Source organism: Kitasatospora sp. NPDC127121 (genome assembly GCF_042677305.1).
In the GTDB taxonomy this organism is placed as follows: Bacteria; Actinomycetota; Actinomycetes; order Streptomycetales; family Streptomycetaceae; genus Kitasatospora.
The window spans coordinates 1-15,084 of the sequence record NZ_JBHXTQ010000129.1 but is presented as its reverse complement, the minus strand read 5'-3'; the positions used below and the strand labels follow the sequence as shown (position 1 = coordinate 15,084).

At 74.8% G+C, this 15,084-nt stretch carries 11 protein-coding genes; 4 read left to right on the top strand and 7 right to left on the bottom strand.

Annotated features, from left to right (window positions below):
• Positions 1–66: 66 nt before the first annotated feature.
• Positions 67–543 (bottom strand): hypothetical protein, encoded by a 477-nt coding sequence (locus tag ACFVHI_RS35885; RefSeq protein WP_063350335.1) that lies wholly within the window; start codon positions 541–543, stop codon positions 67–69.
• A gap of 411 nt (positions 544–954) precedes the next feature.
• Here ACFVHI_RS35885 and ACFVHI_RS35880 point away from each other — a divergent pair, with 411 nt between their 5' ends.
• On the top strand, positions 955–1,695 hold the full coding sequence (locus tag ACFVHI_RS35880) for a DUF2306 domain-containing protein (protein ID WP_380346187.1): 741 nt from the start codon (positions 955–957) through the stop codon (positions 1,693–1,695).
• Between the two features lie 88 nt (positions 1,696–1,783).
• Here ACFVHI_RS35880 and ACFVHI_RS35875 read toward each other — a convergent pair whose 3' ends face one another.
• From ACFVHI_RS35875 to asnB, 4 genes are all read right to left on the bottom strand, one after another.
• Positions 1,784–2,305 (bottom strand): hypothetical protein, encoded by a 522-nt coding sequence (locus tag ACFVHI_RS35875; protein ID WP_380346185.1) that lies wholly within the window; start codon positions 2,303–2,305, stop codon positions 1,784–1,786.
• A 76-nt stretch (positions 2,306–2,381) separates the two neighbouring features.
• Positions 2,382–3,806, bottom strand: a complete 1,425-nt coding sequence (locus tag ACFVHI_RS35870) for a pyridoxal phosphate-dependent decarboxylase family protein (protein WP_380346183.1) — start codon at positions 3,804–3,806, stop codon at positions 2,382–2,384.
• A 152-nt stretch (positions 3,807–3,958) separates the two neighbouring features.
• Entirely contained in the window at positions 3,959–5,077 is a 1,119-nt protein-coding gene (locus ACFVHI_RS35865; protein WP_063350339.1) for a hypothetical protein, read from the bottom strand.
• Positions 5,078–5,316: 239 nt separating this feature from the next.
• Positions 5,317–7,167, bottom strand: a complete 1,851-nt coding sequence (asnB, locus tag ACFVHI_RS35860; RefSeq protein ID WP_063350340.1) for an asparagine synthase (glutamine-hydrolyzing) — start codon at positions 7,165–7,167, stop codon at positions 5,317–5,319.
• Between the two features lie 206 nt (positions 7,168–7,373).
• Here asnB and ACFVHI_RS35855 point away from each other — a divergent pair, with 206 nt between their 5' ends.
• The gene (locus tag ACFVHI_RS35855; protein WP_063350341.1) at positions 7,374–7,649 is read left to right on the top strand and encodes a hypothetical protein; all 276 of its coding nucleotides are present in this window, start codon (positions 7,374–7,376) and stop codon (positions 7,647–7,649) included.
• A 119-nt stretch (positions 7,650–7,768) separates the two neighbouring features.
• A complete protein-coding gene (glmS, locus tag ACFVHI_RS35850; protein ID WP_380346181.1) occupies positions 7,769–9,595 on the top strand; it encodes a glutamine--fructose-6-phosphate transaminase (isomerizing) in 1,827 nt (608 codons plus the stop codon).
• Between the two features lie 82 nt (positions 9,596–9,677).
• Here glmS and ACFVHI_RS35845 read toward each other — a convergent pair whose 3' ends face one another.
• A complete protein-coding gene (locus ACFVHI_RS35845) occupies positions 9,678–11,060 on the bottom strand; it encodes a lanthionine synthetase LanC family protein (RefSeq protein ID WP_380346179.1) in 1,383 nt (460 codons plus the stop codon).
• On the bottom strand, positions 11,057–14,575 hold the full coding sequence (locus ACFVHI_RS35840; RefSeq protein WP_380346177.1) for a lantibiotic dehydratase: 3,519 nt from the start codon (positions 14,573–14,575) through the stop codon (positions 11,057–11,059). The genes ACFVHI_RS35845 and ACFVHI_RS35840 overlap by 4 nt, the downstream gene beginning before the upstream one ends.
• 255 nt (positions 14,576–14,830) lie before the next feature.
• Between ACFVHI_RS35840 and ACFVHI_RS35835 the strand changes: the two genes are divergently transcribed.
• Positions 14,831–14,962 carry a hypothetical protein gene (locus ACFVHI_RS35835; protein WP_279634947.1) on the top strand — a complete coding sequence of 44 codons (132 nt, stop codon included), beginning with the start codon at positions 14,831–14,833 and terminating at the stop codon, positions 14,960–14,962.
• Positions 14,963–15,084: the final 122 nt, after the last annotated feature.

The window sequence follows — 15,084 nt, the reverse complement described above, 5'->3', positions numbered from 1 at the left end:
CCGCCTCCCCGCCCGGTCAAGGGCGGGGGAACGGCGCCGGGGTGCCCGGCGGACTCGGGGCCGGTGTCAGCCGCGCGCACCGGAGCGGCGGCGCAGCATCGCGAAGCCCAGCGCACCGGCGCCGACGGCCGCGACGGCCCCGCCACCGGCCAGCATCAGGCCGTTGCTGTCGGTCTCGCCGGATCCGTCGCCGGCCTGGGCCGCGCCCTTGGGCACCTCGCGGACCTGGGCCTTGCCGTCACTGGAGACCCCGGCGCCACCGGCGGCCGGCTGCACGGCGGGCCCGGTACCGGCGGAGGGCGTCGCCGTGGGGGTGGCACCCGCGACCGAGGGGGCGCCCGGGGCGGCCGGGGCGGGCTTGGCCGGGCTGGGCGTCGAGGTGGGGGTGGCCGACACGCCGGCACCCGCAGCAGGCGCGGCGGACGGGGTCCCGTCGGCGAAGGCCTGTCCGCCGGTGACGACGGTCAGCAGCGCGCCCCCGGTCAGGGCGCAGACGGCCAGCACGCGGCGGGCGGGGGAGCGGTGGGTACGGCTCCTGCTCATACGGTGTTCTCCTTCGTCATGGACGCCTCCCGGCCGGGGCGGCCGGTGCGTCGTCCATGACGGTAGGAGGCCCGTGTCGCGGTCCCCGGCCGGTCGTGTCACGGCCGCCCATCGGCTGCGTAACGAACCCCGGGGGCCCGTTGCGGCCGGGGTGGCGGCGGCGGTGCCCGTGCGGTGGGAGGCCGTCCGGTTGACGCCCCGTCGGGTCGTGGGGGTAACCCCCCTCCCGGTCCGGGGGGCCGCTCCATGGCCCGGGGTCGCGGGCCCGGACACACTGGCAGCGGTTCGAACAGCGTGGTGGTAGGCCCCCGTTCCGGGGTGATGGGCGCCGTGAGCAGAGCGCCGGCCGACCGCGCGACGCCGCACCGCGCACGTGATGCCGTCCCACCTCCAGCCGATCGGGGTCCACCGATGACCAGTACCGCCGCCCACGCCGCGACCGCCCCCGCCCCCGACCCGACGAGCAGGAGGGGAGGGCGCTTCCGCTGGACCGTCGTCCTGCTGACCTCGCTCGCGATCGTCGGGTACGCCGTGGGGACGTACGCCCAGGCCGACCTGCCCATCGCCGCGTCGAAGGGCGGCCTGCCCGCCACCTACGCCGAGCGCCCGATGGCCGTCCAAGTCACCTTCTACGTCCACATCGTGACGGCCGCGCTCGCGCTGCTGGTCGGTCCGTTCCAGTTCTCCACCGCGCTGCGCCGGCGGTCCCCCGCCGTCCACCGCTGGACGGGCCGCGTCTACGTCTTCGGGGTCGCGGTGGGATCCCTGGCCGCGTTCGTCATGGCGTTCTTCAACTCGGTGGCCTTCAACGGCTTCTTCGGCTTCGGCGGCCTCGCCCTGCTCTGGGCCTGGACCACCTGGCGCGGCTACCGCGCCGTCCGTGACCGCGACCTGCCGAGCCACCGCGCCTGGATGATCCGCAGCTTCGCCCTCACCTATGCCGCCGTCACCCTCCGGTCCTGGCTCGGCGTCCTCATCCTCCTCCAGACGCTCACCGCCCAGGGGCACGTCGACGGCCAGCGCTTCTTCGACAACGCCTACGCCGCCGTCCCGTTCCTCTGCTGGCTGCCCAACCTGATAGTCGCCGAATTCCTCATCCGCCGTCGGGGCCTGCCCGCCTACCGTCTCACTCCGGCCGGCCCGCAGTCCTGAGCCGGAGGCGGCGGGAAGGCTCGCGGGAGGGTCGTCAAACCCCCTCCTGCGTAGCGGAGTTGGGGAACCCTCCGCTACCCCGCCGCAGTCAGCCGATGCGGGTGGGGGTGTCGAGGAGGGGGTGGCCGGTGGTGGTGAGGAGGGTGGTGAGGTCGGTGGGGGTGAGGGTGTGGGGCGCGCGGAGGTAGAGCTCGTCGACGGTGGTGCCGGGGAGGGGGTGGGGCTGGCGGGAGAGGATGGCGACGTGCTGGTCGGCCAGGGCGGTGTGGACGCGGGCCAGGCCGTCGGGGGTGCTGCGGGCGGCGGTGCGGACGCGCCACAGGGTGGTCGGGGGCGCGGGGGAGTGGGGGTGGTGGCGCTGGGACCACCAGGTGTGGAAGAGGGCGGTGGCGAGGAGGGCGAGGGCGGCGGCGGCGAGGACCACCGGGCCGTCGGGGCCGCGGACGACGATCTTGGCGACCAGGTCGGCCGCGGTGACCGAGACGAAGACGGCGGCGAGTTCGACGCTGTCGCGGCGCCAGCGGTGGGTGCCGGCGCCGCGTCGTCGGGCCCGGGGGAGGGTGGGCGTCGGCTGCGTGGTCGGGTGCTCCGTGTGCTCCGTCTGCTCCATGACAGCACCCTGCCCGACGGGTGTTTCCTGTCCACGAACCCGCCGTGACCTGGTGGTTAAGGTCGCCGGGCCCGCGTTACGGTTGCAGGTCCGCGGCCGCCGCCTTGACCTCGGCGAGCAGGAGCTCCAGGTCGGCCTCGGTGGTGGCGGCGTTGAGCAGGCAGGCCCGGAGCATCTCGCGGTCGCCGAGACGGGCTCCGGTGACGAAGACCCGGCCGCGCCGCTGGACGGCGGCGGGGAGTTCGCGGTTGAGGGCGTCGACGGCGGCCTCGTCGCGCCCGGGGGTGCGGTGGCGGAAGGCGACGATGGAGGTCTGCACCTCGGCCAGCAGCTCCAACTCCCTGTCGGCCTCGATCAGTTCGCCGAGGCGGCGGGCGAGGGCGGTGCAGCGGGCGATGTCCCGGGCGATGCCGTCGCGGCCCTTGTGGGCGATGGTGGCCCAGACCTTGAGCGCGCGGAACGGGCGGGTCTGCTCGGTGCCGTACTCGGAGAACCAGCCGAGCGCGCCGGCCGCCTCGTCGCGCAGGTAGGAGGGGACGAGGCTGAAGGTGGCGCGCAGTTCCTCGGTGTCGCGCACCAGCGCGCAGCCGCAGTCGACGGGCACTCCCAGCCACTTGTGCGGGTCGAGGGCGAGGGAGTCGGCGCGCTCCAGGCCGGCGTAGCGGTGGGCGATGGCTGGGTCGAGCCTGCCGAAGGCCCCGTACGCGCCGTCGACGTGCAGCCACAGGCGCTGTTCGGCGCAGAGGTCGGCGATCGGGCCGAAGTCGTCGACGGCGCCGGTGCCGACGGTGCCGGCCGAGGCGACGACCAGGAAGGGCAGCAGTCCGGCGGCCCGGTCGCGTTCGACGGCGGCCCGCAGTTCGGCGGGGTCGAGGCGGCCGTCCGGCCCGGTGGCGACGGTGCGCAGGTGCCGGCTGCCGAGGCCGAGGAGTTCGGCGGCCTTGCGGACGCAGGAGTGGGTCTCGCCGGTGACGTAGCCGACCAGTGGCGGCAGGCCGGCCAGGCCGTCCTCGCGGACGTCCCGGCCGGCCCGGCGGGCGGCGCGGTTGCGGGCGGCGGCCAGGCACACGATGGTCGCCATCGAGGTGCCGGAGGTGAGCAGGCCGCCGCCGGCCGGGTGCGGGAAGCCGACGAGTTCGGCGATCCAGCGGACCACGGCGCGTTCCAGGTGGACGTCGGCGTGGTCGCCGCCGGCCGAGCTGGGGTTCATGGCGGAGGCGGCGAGGGTGGCGAGGACTCCGGCGGGGGCGGGGGCGGAGTTGACCCAGCCGAAGAAGCGGGGGTGGCCGTTGCCCATCGGGTGGGGGAGGACGTCCTGCCCGATGGCGGTGAGGAGGTCGGCGAGCGGGCGGCCGTCGGCGGGCAGCGGGGCGTCGAGCAGGGCCCGGCGGGCGGTGTCGTCCATCGGCTGCCAGACCGGGCGCCCGGGCAGTTCGGCGAGGTAGTCGGAGACGAGGTCGGCGGCGGTGTGCGCGGCGGCGCGGAAGTCCTCGGTGGTCATGATGGCGGCTCTCCAGGGGCGGGGGAGGCGCGGCGTCCTCGGCGCACCCTGATCGTTCGGTCCGGTCGGCCGATCCTACGGAAGGGGCCCGCGCCGGGCGGCGCGGGCCCTCCAGGTGAGACGGGGCGGTCGGTCCCGGTGGGACGGCGGGGTCAGTCCAGCGAGCCGGACAGGCCGCTGGCGGAGCGGCAGTAGCCCTGCATCTCCTTGTTGGTGATCTTGGCGCAGAGCCGGCCGGCCGCGCCGTCGTCCGTGTAGTTCACCGTGTAGTAGCTGACCAGGCCCTCAGCGCAGGCCTTGCGCTGCCAGCCGTCGGCGGCGGTGCCGCACTGCTGGGCGGCCCAGTCCTCGCGGTCGAGGTTGTACTTCATCGTCCGCGAGCCGACGCCGCGGCTGCAGTCGGTCGCCCCGCCGCTGGCCTTGCCGCTGAGGCACCACTTGAGGGCGTCGGCGTAGACCTCGGGGTGGTTCGGGTAGTCGTGCGAGGAGAGGTAGAAGGTCGGGGCGTAGAAGAAGCACGCGGACTGGAACAGGGCCGGCTGGTCCTTGCACGGGTACAGCGGGTCCTGGGCGAGCTTGTCGGCGGGCAGGTTCGCCTTGGCCTTCTCGTCCTCCTCGTCCGGGCCGAAGAGCTGCATGAACAGCCCTTCGGAACAGCGGATCTTGTTCTGGTCGGTGGGGAACTTGTTGCACAGCTCGCGCGCCTTGGGGACGTCCTGCTTGGCGACGAACATGGTGCCGTGGCCGACGCCGTGGATGCACGGGCCGGTGTTCTTGGGCGCGCAGAGCTTGAGCAGGTCCACCTCGGGCTGGGCGGAGGCGTTGAGCATCTCCTCGACCGCGCCGTGCAGGTAGCCGGCCGCGCAGGTCTCGTGCGGGAAGGAGATGACCTTCTGGAAGTCGGCGTTGAAGCGCTTGACCGCCGAGTGGCCGAGCTCGTGCGCGATCGGGTGGCAGAAGCGCACGGTGTACGGCTTCTCCTTGGTGATCTTGTCGAGGTCGGCGAGCGCGACGCCGGGGTCGGTGGCGTCCATCTCGGCCATCAGCTTGTTGCGCAGCGTCGAGCGGGTCCACACCGCCGGGTCGCCGGTCGGGGTGGCGCTCGCGGCCGCCGGCGCGACACCGGGCGCGGCGGCGCCGGTGCCCGCGGTGGCGGCCGGGGCCGTCGCCGCGACGCCGGGCGCGGGCGACCAGTCGGTGACGGCCACCGACCCGAGGCCCAGGACGCCCAGGAGCAGGGCGGTGAGAATCGCGAATACCCGCGGTTGCATGAGGTGATCCCCCGGCGGATCGAGGTGGACGGTTCGCTCCCATCCTGACGGCACGCCGGCGGGAGTCCGCGTTTTCGCCCGCCATTCGGGAGGTGTCGGCGACGCTACCGCACCGTCCGACGCCCGGGCGCGGCGGGTTGGTTCCGGATGATCACCCCGGGATCCGTCACCCGGATCAATCACCCGAACGGCGCAGCGGCCTGCCGTCGCAGCCGCCGCGCCGCCCGGGGTGGCGGCCGTCAGATGTCCAGCGTCACCTGGTAGTCCGTCAGCCAGGTGTGCAGTTCGAGCGCGAGGTCGACGGCCAGCCGGACGGACTGCGGGTCGGTGTCCGGGTCGAGCGCGTCGGCGAGGCGCCGCCGGTCGAGCAGGGCGAGCGCCGGGGACTTCTGCTCGGCGGTGAGCCGGGCGAGCTCGGCCCGCAGCAGCGCCGGGTAGTGCGGGTCCTCGGTGACCGGGTACGGGCTCTTCACCCGGTCGGCGACGGCGTCCGGCAGCACGTCCCGGACGGCGGCGCGCAGCAGGCTCTTCTCCCGGCCGTCGAAGTGCTTCATCGCCCACGGCGTGTTGAAGACGTACTGGACCAGCCGGTGGTCGCAGAACGGTACCCGCACCTCCAGGCCGTTGGCCATGCTCATCCGGTCCTTGCGGTCGAGCAGGATGCAGACGAAGCGCGTCAGGTGGAGGTACGAGATCTCGCGCATCCGCCGTTCCAGCGGATCGGCGTCCGGCAGGTGCGGGACTTCGGCGAGTGCCTCGCGGTAGCGGGCCTTCCGGTAGCCGACCAGGTCGAGTTCGGCGAGCAGGCCGGCGTCGAGCAGGTGTTCGCGCGGGCCGGCGCCCTGGCCGCCGAGGCCGGTCAGCGAGACCGCCCAGGGGAAGTCGTCGGCGGCGACGGCCTTCGGGTCGTGGAACCAGCGGTAGCCGCCGAACAGCTCGTCCGCGGACTCGCCCGACAGGGCGACGGTGGACTGGCGGCGCACGCCCTGGAAGAGCAGCAGCAGCGAGATGTCCATGTCGCCGAAGCCGCCGGGCAGGTCGCGGGCGCGCAGGACGGCGTCCCGCTGGGCGAGGTCGGTGAGCGCGGCGGCGTCCAGCTCGATCACGTTGTGGTCGGCGCCGACGTGCTCGGCCAGCATCCGGGCGTACGGGCCGTCCAGGGTCGGCCGGACCTCGCTGGCGTGGAAGTTCTCGCTCTGGCCGGCGAAGTCGACGGCGAAGGAGCGGACCGGGCCGGCGCCCTCGGCCCGCAGGACCCGGGCGGCAAGGGCGGTGACGGCGCTGGAGTCCAGGCCGCCGGAGAGCAGCGAGCAGAGCGGGACGTCCGAATCGAGCTGGCGGTGGACGATGTCGTCCAGCAGGGCCCGGACGGTGGCGACGGTGGCCTCCAGGGTGTCGGTGTGCTCGCGCGCCTCCAGCGCCCAGTAGCGGCGCACCGACACGCCCTCGCGGCGGACCCGGACGACGTGCCCGGGCCGGACCTCGACGATGCCCCGGTAGGGGGTGATGCCCGGGGTGCGGGTGAAGGCGAGCAGTTCGCGCAGCCCGTCCAGGTCGACCACCGGGTGGACCGAGGGGTGGGCCAGGATGGCCTTCACCTCGGAGCCGAAGACCACGCCGTCGGGGGTCGGGTGGTAGTGCAGCGGCTTGACGCCCATCCGGTCGCGGACCAGCAGCAGTTCCTCGCTGCGGGCGTCCCAGATCGCGAAGGCGAACATCCCGTTGAGGCGTTCGGCCAGGCCCTCGCCCCACTCCAGGTAGGCGTGCAGCACGACCTCGGTGTCGCTGCGGGTGCGGAAGCGGTGTCCGGCCGCCTTCAGTTCGGCGCGCAGCTCGCGGTGGTTGTAGACCTCGCCGCTGTAGGTGAGCGCGGCCAGCAGCCGGCCGTCGTGCTCGACGGTCATCGGCTGGACGCCGCCCTCCAGGTCGATCACCGCGAGGCGGCGGTGGCCGAGGCCGGCGTGTCGCTCCAGGTGGACGCCGCCGGCGTCCGGGCCGCGGCAGATCTGGGTGGCCGTCATGGCGTCGAGGACGGCCCGTTCGGCGGTGAGGTCACGGTTGAAGGCGACCCATCCGGTGATCCCGCACATCAGCAAGCCTCCGGTTCTTCCGCTACGTATGCGGAAAATGACGCTACGTGTCGGAGGGGTGTGGCTACAAGGGCGCGTCGGGAAGGGGTCGGGAGGGGCTTGGGATGACCATGTGACTGGTTGTTTGAGCTGAAAGTCGTAAAGTCTGCCCGAATTCGGGCAAGATTCTTGGACCCGGCGGGCGGCGCGGCCTAGGCTCCTCACTCGTGCCGAGCTCACCCCACCCTCACGACGACCTCCTCGCCCACCTCACCCGGACCAGCCCGCTCGGGCCCCGGGAGGCGGCGCGGGTCGTGGCGGAGGTGCTGGCGTACTTCTCCGAGAGCACCGAGGAGTACGTCCGCCGCCGCCACGGCGAGCTCCAGGCACGCGGACTGACCAACGAACGGATCTTCACCCGGCTCGCCGAGGAACTCCCCGCCCGCCGGGTCGCGGCACCCGAGCTCTCGGCCCGCCAGCTGCGCCGGATCGTCTACGGCTGAGCGCTGCCGGGGCGGGGCACTGACGCATTCACGGCACCGGCGCATTCACGGCACTTACGGCACTTGCAGCATTCACGGCATTCACGGCATTCACGGCATTCACGAAGAGGAGACCACGCATGTGCGGAATCGTGGCCTACATCGGCCCCAAGGACGCGACCCCCTTCCTGCTGGAGGGCCTGGCCCAGCTGGAGTACCGCGGCTACGACTCGGCCGGCGTGGCCGTCACCGGGCGCACCGGCGGGCTCAAGGTCCGCAAGGTCAAGGGCCGGGTCGCCGACCTGGCCGCCGCGGTCCCGGCCCGGTTCAAGGGCGGCACCGGCATCGGTCACACCCGCTGGGCGACCCACGGCGTGCCCAGTGACGCCAACGCCCACCCGCACCTGGACGGCGCCGAGCGGATCGCCGTCGTCCACAACGGCATCATCGAGAACGCCGACGAACTGCGCGCCAAGCTCACCGCCGACGGCGTCGTGTTCCGCTCCGAGACCGACAGCGAGGTGCTCTCCCACCTGATCGCCGCGCACGTCGGCGAGGGCGTCGAGCTGGAGGACGCGGTGCGCGCCGCCCTCGGCCGGGTGGTCGGCACCTACGGCATCGCGGTGCTCGACGCCGAGCAGCCGGACCGGATCGTGGCCGCCCGCAACGGCAGCCCGATAGTGCTCGGCCTCGGTGAGAAGGAGATGTTCGTCGCCTCCGACGTGTCCGCCCTCGTCCGCTACACCCGCCAGGTCGTCCACCTGGAGGACGGCGAGCTGGCCACCGTCCGCGCCGACGGCTTCCGCACCTTCACCACCGACGCCCGCACCACCCACCACCAGCCGTCCACCGTGGACTGGGAGATCGACTCCTACGACACCGGCGGCTACGAGCACTTCCTGCTCAAGGAGATCCACGAGCAGCCCGGCTCGGTCGAGCGCACGCTCAGCGGCCGGCTCGACGAGCGCTTCTCCACCGCGCACCTCGGCGGCCTCAACCTGGACGCCCGGGAGCTGCGCGAGATCCGCCGGGTGAAGATCCTCGGCTGCGGATCCGCCTACTACGCCGGCGAGATGGGCGCCCAGCTGATCGAGGAGCTCTCCCGCATCCCCGCGCACAGCGAACCCGCCTCCGAGTTCCGCTACCGCAACCCGGTGATCGAGGCGGACACGCTCTACATCGCGGTCAGCCAGTCCGGCGAGACCTACGACACGCTGGCCGCCGTCCAGGAGATCAAGCGCAAGGGCGGCCGGGTGCTCGGCGTCGTCAACACCGTGGGCAGCGCCATCGCCCGCGAGTGCGACGGCGGCATCTACCTGCACGCCGGGCCGGAGATCTCGGTCGCCTCCACCAAGGCCTTCACCTCCACCGTGGTCGCCTTCGCGCTGCTCGCGCTGCACTTCGGCCGCATCCACGACCTCTCGCCCGCCGACGGCCGCCGGATCGTCGCGGCCCTGAAGGCGCTGCCGGACCAGATCCGCGAGGTGCTCGCGCAGACCGAGGCCATCGCCGAACTCGCCGCCGAGTACGCCGGATCGGCGGGCATGATGTTCATCGGCCGGGTCCGCGGCTACCCGGTCGCCCGGGAGGGCGCGCAGAAGCTCAAGGAGATCTCCTACGTGCACGCCGAGGCCTACCCGGCGAGCGAGCTGAAGCACGGTCCGCTGGCGCTGATCAGCCCCGAACTGCCCACCGTCGCACTCGTCCCGGACGACGAACTGCTCGACAAGAACCTCACCACCCTCGGTGAGATCAAGGCCCGCTCCGGCCGCGTGATCGCCATCGCGCACCGCCGCCCCGAGGACAAGCTCGCCGACCACTGCGTCCTCGTCCCCAAGAGCGAGCCCGAGCTCGACCCGCTGCTGCTCAACATTCCGCTCCAACTCCTCGCCTACCACGCCTCCGTGGCCCTCGGTCGCGACGTCGACAAGCCGCGCAACCTGGCGAAGAGCGTGACGGTGGAGTAGCGCGCCCCGAAGATGTGACGACCTGGCGGGTGGGACGGCCTTCCTGCTGATCAACAGCTGAGCAGCTCAATAGCTCGGCAGATCAGGAGATCAGAAGGAAGGCGTCCCACTCCTCGGCGGCGTCGCCGGTGCCCGCCGAGGATGCCTGCGCGGCGGTACGGGCATGGGCGTGCAGGGCGAGGGCCGCGCCTGCCGTCCCCTCCAGGAGGCCGGGCGGGTCGCCGGCGCCGAGTGCCGTGTCGAGCCGGCCCGCGACGGTGGCGGCGAGCGCGGGCAGGCAGGCGGTCAGTTCGGCGGAGCCGGAGTCCTCGGCCATCCGCTGGGCGATCCGCAGCAGGCCGCCGGTGCCGTGGCAGAGCCCGGGGCCCTGGAGGTTCCAGCCGGCGGGGTCGCGCAGCGTGTCGGTCAGCGCCGCGACGGCGGTGGTCCGCCAGTCGGAGCGGCCGCGGGCCGCGCCCGCCAGGAAGAGTGCGCGGGCCGCACCGGGGGTTCCGTAGCACCAGGCCGCCCGCGTCGGCTGGTCGGCCGGCAGCCGGCCGGCCTCCTCGTCCTCGACGCGCACGGTCATCGGCCAGGAACCGCCCATACCGGGCGGACCCCCAGCGGCGTCGCGGCCCGTGGGCGCCGGCTCGGTCGGGGCGGGCCCGGCCGGGTCGACCGGATCGACCGGGGCGCCCTGATCGACCGGGTCGAGCGGGCCGGGGATCCGCCGGGCGGCGAGCCAGCTCGCCAGCGCCTCGATCGCCTCGTCCTGTCCGGGCACCTGCACACCGCGCAGCCTGGCCAGTGCCAGGAGGGCGAGCGGGCCCGGGACTCCGTGTGCCAGGCCCAGGTTGAGGTGCCCCCGAGGGAACCCGGGATCCGCGCCGGGCAGTCCCGGTCCACCGGCGGTCCACCAGCGCGGCAGCACGCCGCCGGTGGGCTCGGCCAGCGCGACCAGCGCGGTGAGCAGGTCGGCCAGCGCCGGGCCGGCCGGCTCCAGCGCGAGCAGCAGCCGGCCCAGGCCCGCCGCGCCCGAGACGGTGTCGAAGGTGTGGGCGCGCAGGCCCGTGCCGGCGGCCAGATCGGCGCGCAGGTCGGCGACGCGCCCGGCCGCGGCCTGCCGGACCCGGGGCGTCAGCCCGTCGAGCAGCGTGCGGTACTCGCCGGGGCGCCGCGCCATGGTGCGGGCGGCGAAGGCGATCGCGGCGGCGCCGGAGAAGAGTCCGCCGCCCCGCATCGCCCCGGGGGCTTTCACGGCGGCCGCGAGGTGCCCGTGGGCGGCGCGGCGCAGCGCGGCGTCCTCCTCGCGGTCGGCCAGTACGGCGAGCGCGAGCGCGGCGCCGCTGCGGCCGGCCCCGAGCGCGTGCGCCGCTGCGGGCGGCGCGGACGCCGAGGGCGTTGTGGCGTCGGCGGCCGGTTCTTCGAGCGCACCGGGCCTGCTGAGCAACTCGGCCACCGCGCGGATCGGATCCGTCGTGTTCATCGCGCCTCCCGCGGGCTGGAGCGGCGGGCCCGGTGGGCCTCGACGGCGCCTCGGGCCAGTGCGTAGGCCCGGCGTTCGGCCTCGCGGTCGATCCCGATCAGCCGGTTGTGGCCCATGTGCAGCAGCGAGGCCAGCACCGGGTCGGCCGACGACGTCTCCACCCGGCTCGCGTACCGCGCGAGTGCGACGGCCCGCTGCCGCCAGGCGTCGGCCAGCGCGGGGTCGGCGGGCAGCAGGCCGCCCGCCGGGACGGTCGGCCCGTCGGGGCCGATCGCCCGCAACGCGGCGGCACGCTGGGCCCGGAACGCCTGGTGGTGGCGCTCCGACTTCGGATACACCCCCGCCAGCCAGGCCCCGACCGAGGGCACGCCGGGGACGGTCGGTGGTACGGCCTGCCGGCCGGCGGAGAGGCCGGCGGAGAGGCCGGCGGAGAGGCCGGCGGAGAGGCTGGTGGGCAGGTCGGCGGGCAGGTCGGTGCGGCCCTCGGGCCCGCCGTCAGGAACGCGGTCTTCCGCCGACTGCCCAGCCGACTGCCCCGCCAGCTGCCCCGCCGACTGCCCCGCGCGGCCGGCCAGGAAGGCCTGCGCGGTGCCGGCGAGGTTCACGGCGGCGAGCAGGTCCCGGGAGAGCGAGCGCTCCGTCCGGGCCAGTCGCAGTGCCGCCAGCGCGACCAGGCTGTCGGCCTGGAAGACCCGCTCGGCGTCGGCGAGCACCTCGGCGCCGCCGTAGCGGTCGGTCTCCGGCGCGTAGCCCTCCAGGCGCAGGTCGGCGGTGAGCCCGGCCCGGTGCAGCTCCCGTACCCAGTCGTGCACGGTGGGCAGCAGTTGGGCGGCGAGGACCGGCGGCGCACCGTGGAAACGCAGTCGCAGGTGCGGCGCGGAGTCCTGGTAGCGGACGAAGAACCAGCGGTCCACGTCGGCGGGCAGGGCGTCGAGCAGCCGGGGCAGGTGTTCGACCAGGATCTCCTCCTGGCGAGCCTCGGTGGCCGCCAGTCGGGCGAACAGCCAGGATCCGCCGGGGAGTTCGACGGTCCGGTCGCGTCGGGCGGGCAGTGGGCGGCGTGGTCCGGCCGTCGACGGCCCGGTCGTGCTGCGGCGCAGCGGGACCACCAGTTCGGCGGTCCGCGCACCATCCGGTCCGCACAGCCAGCCGCCGTCGCCGGCCGGGTTGGGGTCCTCCTGGAGCACGGTGGGCTCGGCGGACCGCGCCTGGCTGTGCAACAGCCGCCGGTGCCACGGGAAGTCGAGGTCCAGGCTGATCCGCTGGTCGCCGCTGATCAGGCGGACGGCGGCCGGCACTCCCCACCGTCGGCGCCAGCGGGCCAGGCCCTCGTCCCACTGCTCGAACGGGGCGGAGGCCGCCGGGACGGGCGCGGTCAGCCGCCAGGTGGCCGGGGCCAGTACCACCCGGCCCCGGCGGACCCGCGGCAGCATGGGCGCGCTGCTCGCGGCCCCCCAGTCCCAGGGCTGCCAGGGCCGTTGCCCGGTCAGCGTCACCTCCTGGAGGAAACGGGCCGCGTTGGGCGCACCGCTGCGCAGGTTGAGCACGTGATGGGTGGCGACGCGGACCTCCCGGCCTAGACGGCGGGAGTACACCGCGAGCCGGTCGGGGTCGGCCAGCACGACCAGGTCGTCCAGCGGCAGTACGGAGGGGCCGCCCGGGTCGGCGAAGGCGCTGACCACCACCCGGTGGTCGAGCCAGCGCGGGGTCAGGGCGATGTTGGCATGGCGTGCGCGGTACGGGGTGAACTCCAGGTGCGCTTCGAGTGCGCCGTCGTCGCCGGATCCGGTGGGCCCGGTGGGCCCGGCGGGCCCGGCGGACCGCACGGACCCGGCGGCCTCGGCCAGCAGCGCCCCGCCGGCCGCGGCGGGGTCACCCGCCGACCGGCCCGGGTCGGTCCCGGTGTCGGCAGCCGGGTCGGGGTCGCTGCCCGCGCCCGCGAGCAGGGTGGCGAAGCGGCCGAAGCTGGCTCCGGCGCGGTCGCTGCCCGCGACGGGGGAGAGCACGAGCCGGAAGTCCCCGGCGTCCAGCGCCTCCAGGGAGTCCGCTGCGAGTTCGGCGTACAGCTCCAGGGAGGCGGGCGGGGTGTCGGCGGCGCCGCCCGCCTCGTCGCGCGGCGGGGTCAGCCGGGTCAGCAGGTCGTCGTCCAGGAGCACTTCGGGCAGTGTGCCGTCCGGCGCCCGGTCGGCGAGGGCGCCCGCCGCCAGTTCGGCCAGCAGCCGGTCGCGGGCCGCGTCGGCGTCGGTGCGGGCCCGGGCGGGCTGGGGGTTGGCCGTGCCGCGGGGGCCGGCCGGGCGCCGGTAGCCGGCCGGCGGCCCCAGGCCGGTGTCGGGGTCGAGCAGTTCGGCCAGCGGGACGGGGCTGTCCGTGCCGTACCGCTCGACGAACTCCGCGTGGTACGAACGCAGGTGCTCGGGTGCGGGGGTCTGCGGCGACAGGCGCCAGAGGAGCGCGGCGGTCCGCTCCAGTTCGGTGCGGACCTGGTCCGGCAGGACCACCTCGGCGTCCAGGGCGAGATCCGCGTGGAGCGGGCGGTCGGCCGGGGCGAGCCGGGTCATCCGGGCCCGGAGCTCGCGCAGCAGGTCGGTGGCCTGTCCGTGGGGTAGGGCGGCCGCCTGCGTCAACGCGGTGCGGACGGCCGTCAGTTCGGGGTGCACCGGGTGGTCGGCGGGGATCCGGTCGAGCACATGGCCGAGCAGGTCGGTGCTGTCCGGCGGAGGCGTCAGGTCGGTGAGCAGGAATCCCTGGCCGACCAGCGAGCGGACCAGGGCCGCGACGGCCTCGGCCGGGGCCGTGGGGAAGTCGGCGGTCAGCGCGGCCAGCAGGTCGGCGTGCCGGACCGGCTCGGCGGCGGTCCGGATCGCGGCCCGGACGACGGCGGTGGCCCGTACGGTCCGTTCGGCGACCGGCTCCGCCTCGGTACCGGCACCGGCGCTGGCACCGGCGGCGGGTCGACGCTCGGGCAGGTACGGCAGCACCAGGCGGCCGCCGCGCAGCCGGGCCTGCTGGTCCACGGCCAGCCGCAGGCCGGGCAGCACCGCCGGGTCGGTCCGCAGCCGGTCGAGCAGCGGGAGCAGCCAGCCCAGGTCGGGCCGCAGGGCGCGGCGGTCGGCCCCGCCCCAGCGGACCTTGGCCGCCGCGCCGAAGCGCGCCGGCACCACCGCGGCCATCAGCCCGAACGGCGTCGGCCGGGTGGCCATCCGCAGCCGGTAGCGGCTGACCGCCTCGGCCGCCCGGCGCAGCGCGGCCGGGCGGGGCACGGCGCCTGCGGCGACCTGGTCGAGCAGGTCGGCCAGGGAGGGGCTGGAGAGCTCGATCGCCTCGCGCAGGGCCGGGTCGGCGGCGGCTTCGGCGAGGTGTGCCAGGAGCGCGGTGTCGGCGGACCCCGGCGCGGGGTGCGCGGGGTCGGCCGGGACGGCGTGACGGTGCGAGCGCGGCAGCGCGGGTGTCCGCAGCAGGACCGGGCCGGTCGCGGTGAAGAGTCCGTCCTGGGGCGCTCCGTGCGTCTCGACCACTGTGCTCCTCGTGCCTCGGTGCCTCGTGCCACACGCCTCGTGCCGATGCCGCCGCGCGGTTCGCACTCCTGACGGTGGGTCGGGTCGTGTCTACCCCGGCGATCGAAAACTGTCCACCATCGATCGAACTGTTTCGATTTTTGGCTGAGTTAATCCATTCATCCGTGCAGAACCATTGCTGGGCCCATGCAGGAGTGCCTAACGTCCGCTGCAGTCCGCTGCGGTCAACCGTGGCACTGACGAAGGGAGGCCCTCATGGCCGACGACATGCTGGAGCTGTTCGACCTTGACGTGCAGGACCTGGTCTCGACCGAGCTCGGCGAGCAGGAGGAGTCCGCGTTCAGCATCTCCTGTGAGGGGTCCTGCACCCGTCCGTGGTGCATCTAGTCCGGTAGCAGTACCGGCACTACGGGGCGGGGGGGGGGGGGGGGCGGGCCCGCCCGGCCCGCCCCCCCCCCCGCGGCGCCAGCCCCCACCCCCCGCCGCCCCCCCCCCCCACCCCCCCCCCC

What these genes read in the sequence shown, in the direction of transcription:
- ACFVHI_RS35880 (WP_380346187.1), top strand. Translation starts at nt 955, where the DNA reads ATGACCAGTACCGCCGCCCACGCCGCGACCGCCCCCGCCCCCGACCCG.
- ACFVHI_RS35885 (WP_063350335.1), bottom strand. Translation starts at nt 543, where the DNA reads ATGAGCAGGAGCCGTACCCACCGCTCCCCCGCCCGCCGCGTGCTGGCC.
- glmS (WP_380346181.1), top strand. Translation starts at nt 7,769, where the DNA reads ATGTGCGGAATCGTGGCCTACATCGGCCCCAAGGACGCGACCCCCTTC.
- asnB (WP_063350340.1), bottom strand. Translation starts at nt 7,167, where the DNA reads ATGTGCGGGATCACCGGATGGGTCGCCTTCAACCGTGACCTCACCGCC.
- ACFVHI_RS35865 (WP_063350339.1), bottom strand. Translation starts at nt 5,077, where the DNA reads ATGCAACCGCGGGTATTCGCGATTCTCACCGCCCTGCTCCTGGGCGTC.
- ACFVHI_RS35845 (WP_380346179.1), bottom strand. Translation starts at nt 11,060, where the DNA reads ATGAACACGACGGATCCGATCCGCGCGGTGGCCGAGTTGCTCAGCAGG.
- ACFVHI_RS35835 (WP_279634947.1), top strand. Translation starts at nt 14,831, where the DNA reads ATGGCCGACGACATGCTGGAGCTGTTCGACCTTGACGTGCAGGACCTG.
- ACFVHI_RS35870 (WP_380346183.1), bottom strand. Translation starts at nt 3,806, where the DNA reads ATGACCACCGAGGACTTCCGCGCCGCCGCGCACACCGCCGCCGACCTC.
- ACFVHI_RS35875 (WP_380346185.1), bottom strand. Translation starts at nt 2,305, where the DNA reads ATGGAGCAGACGGAGCACACGGAGCACCCGACCACGCAGCCGACGCCC.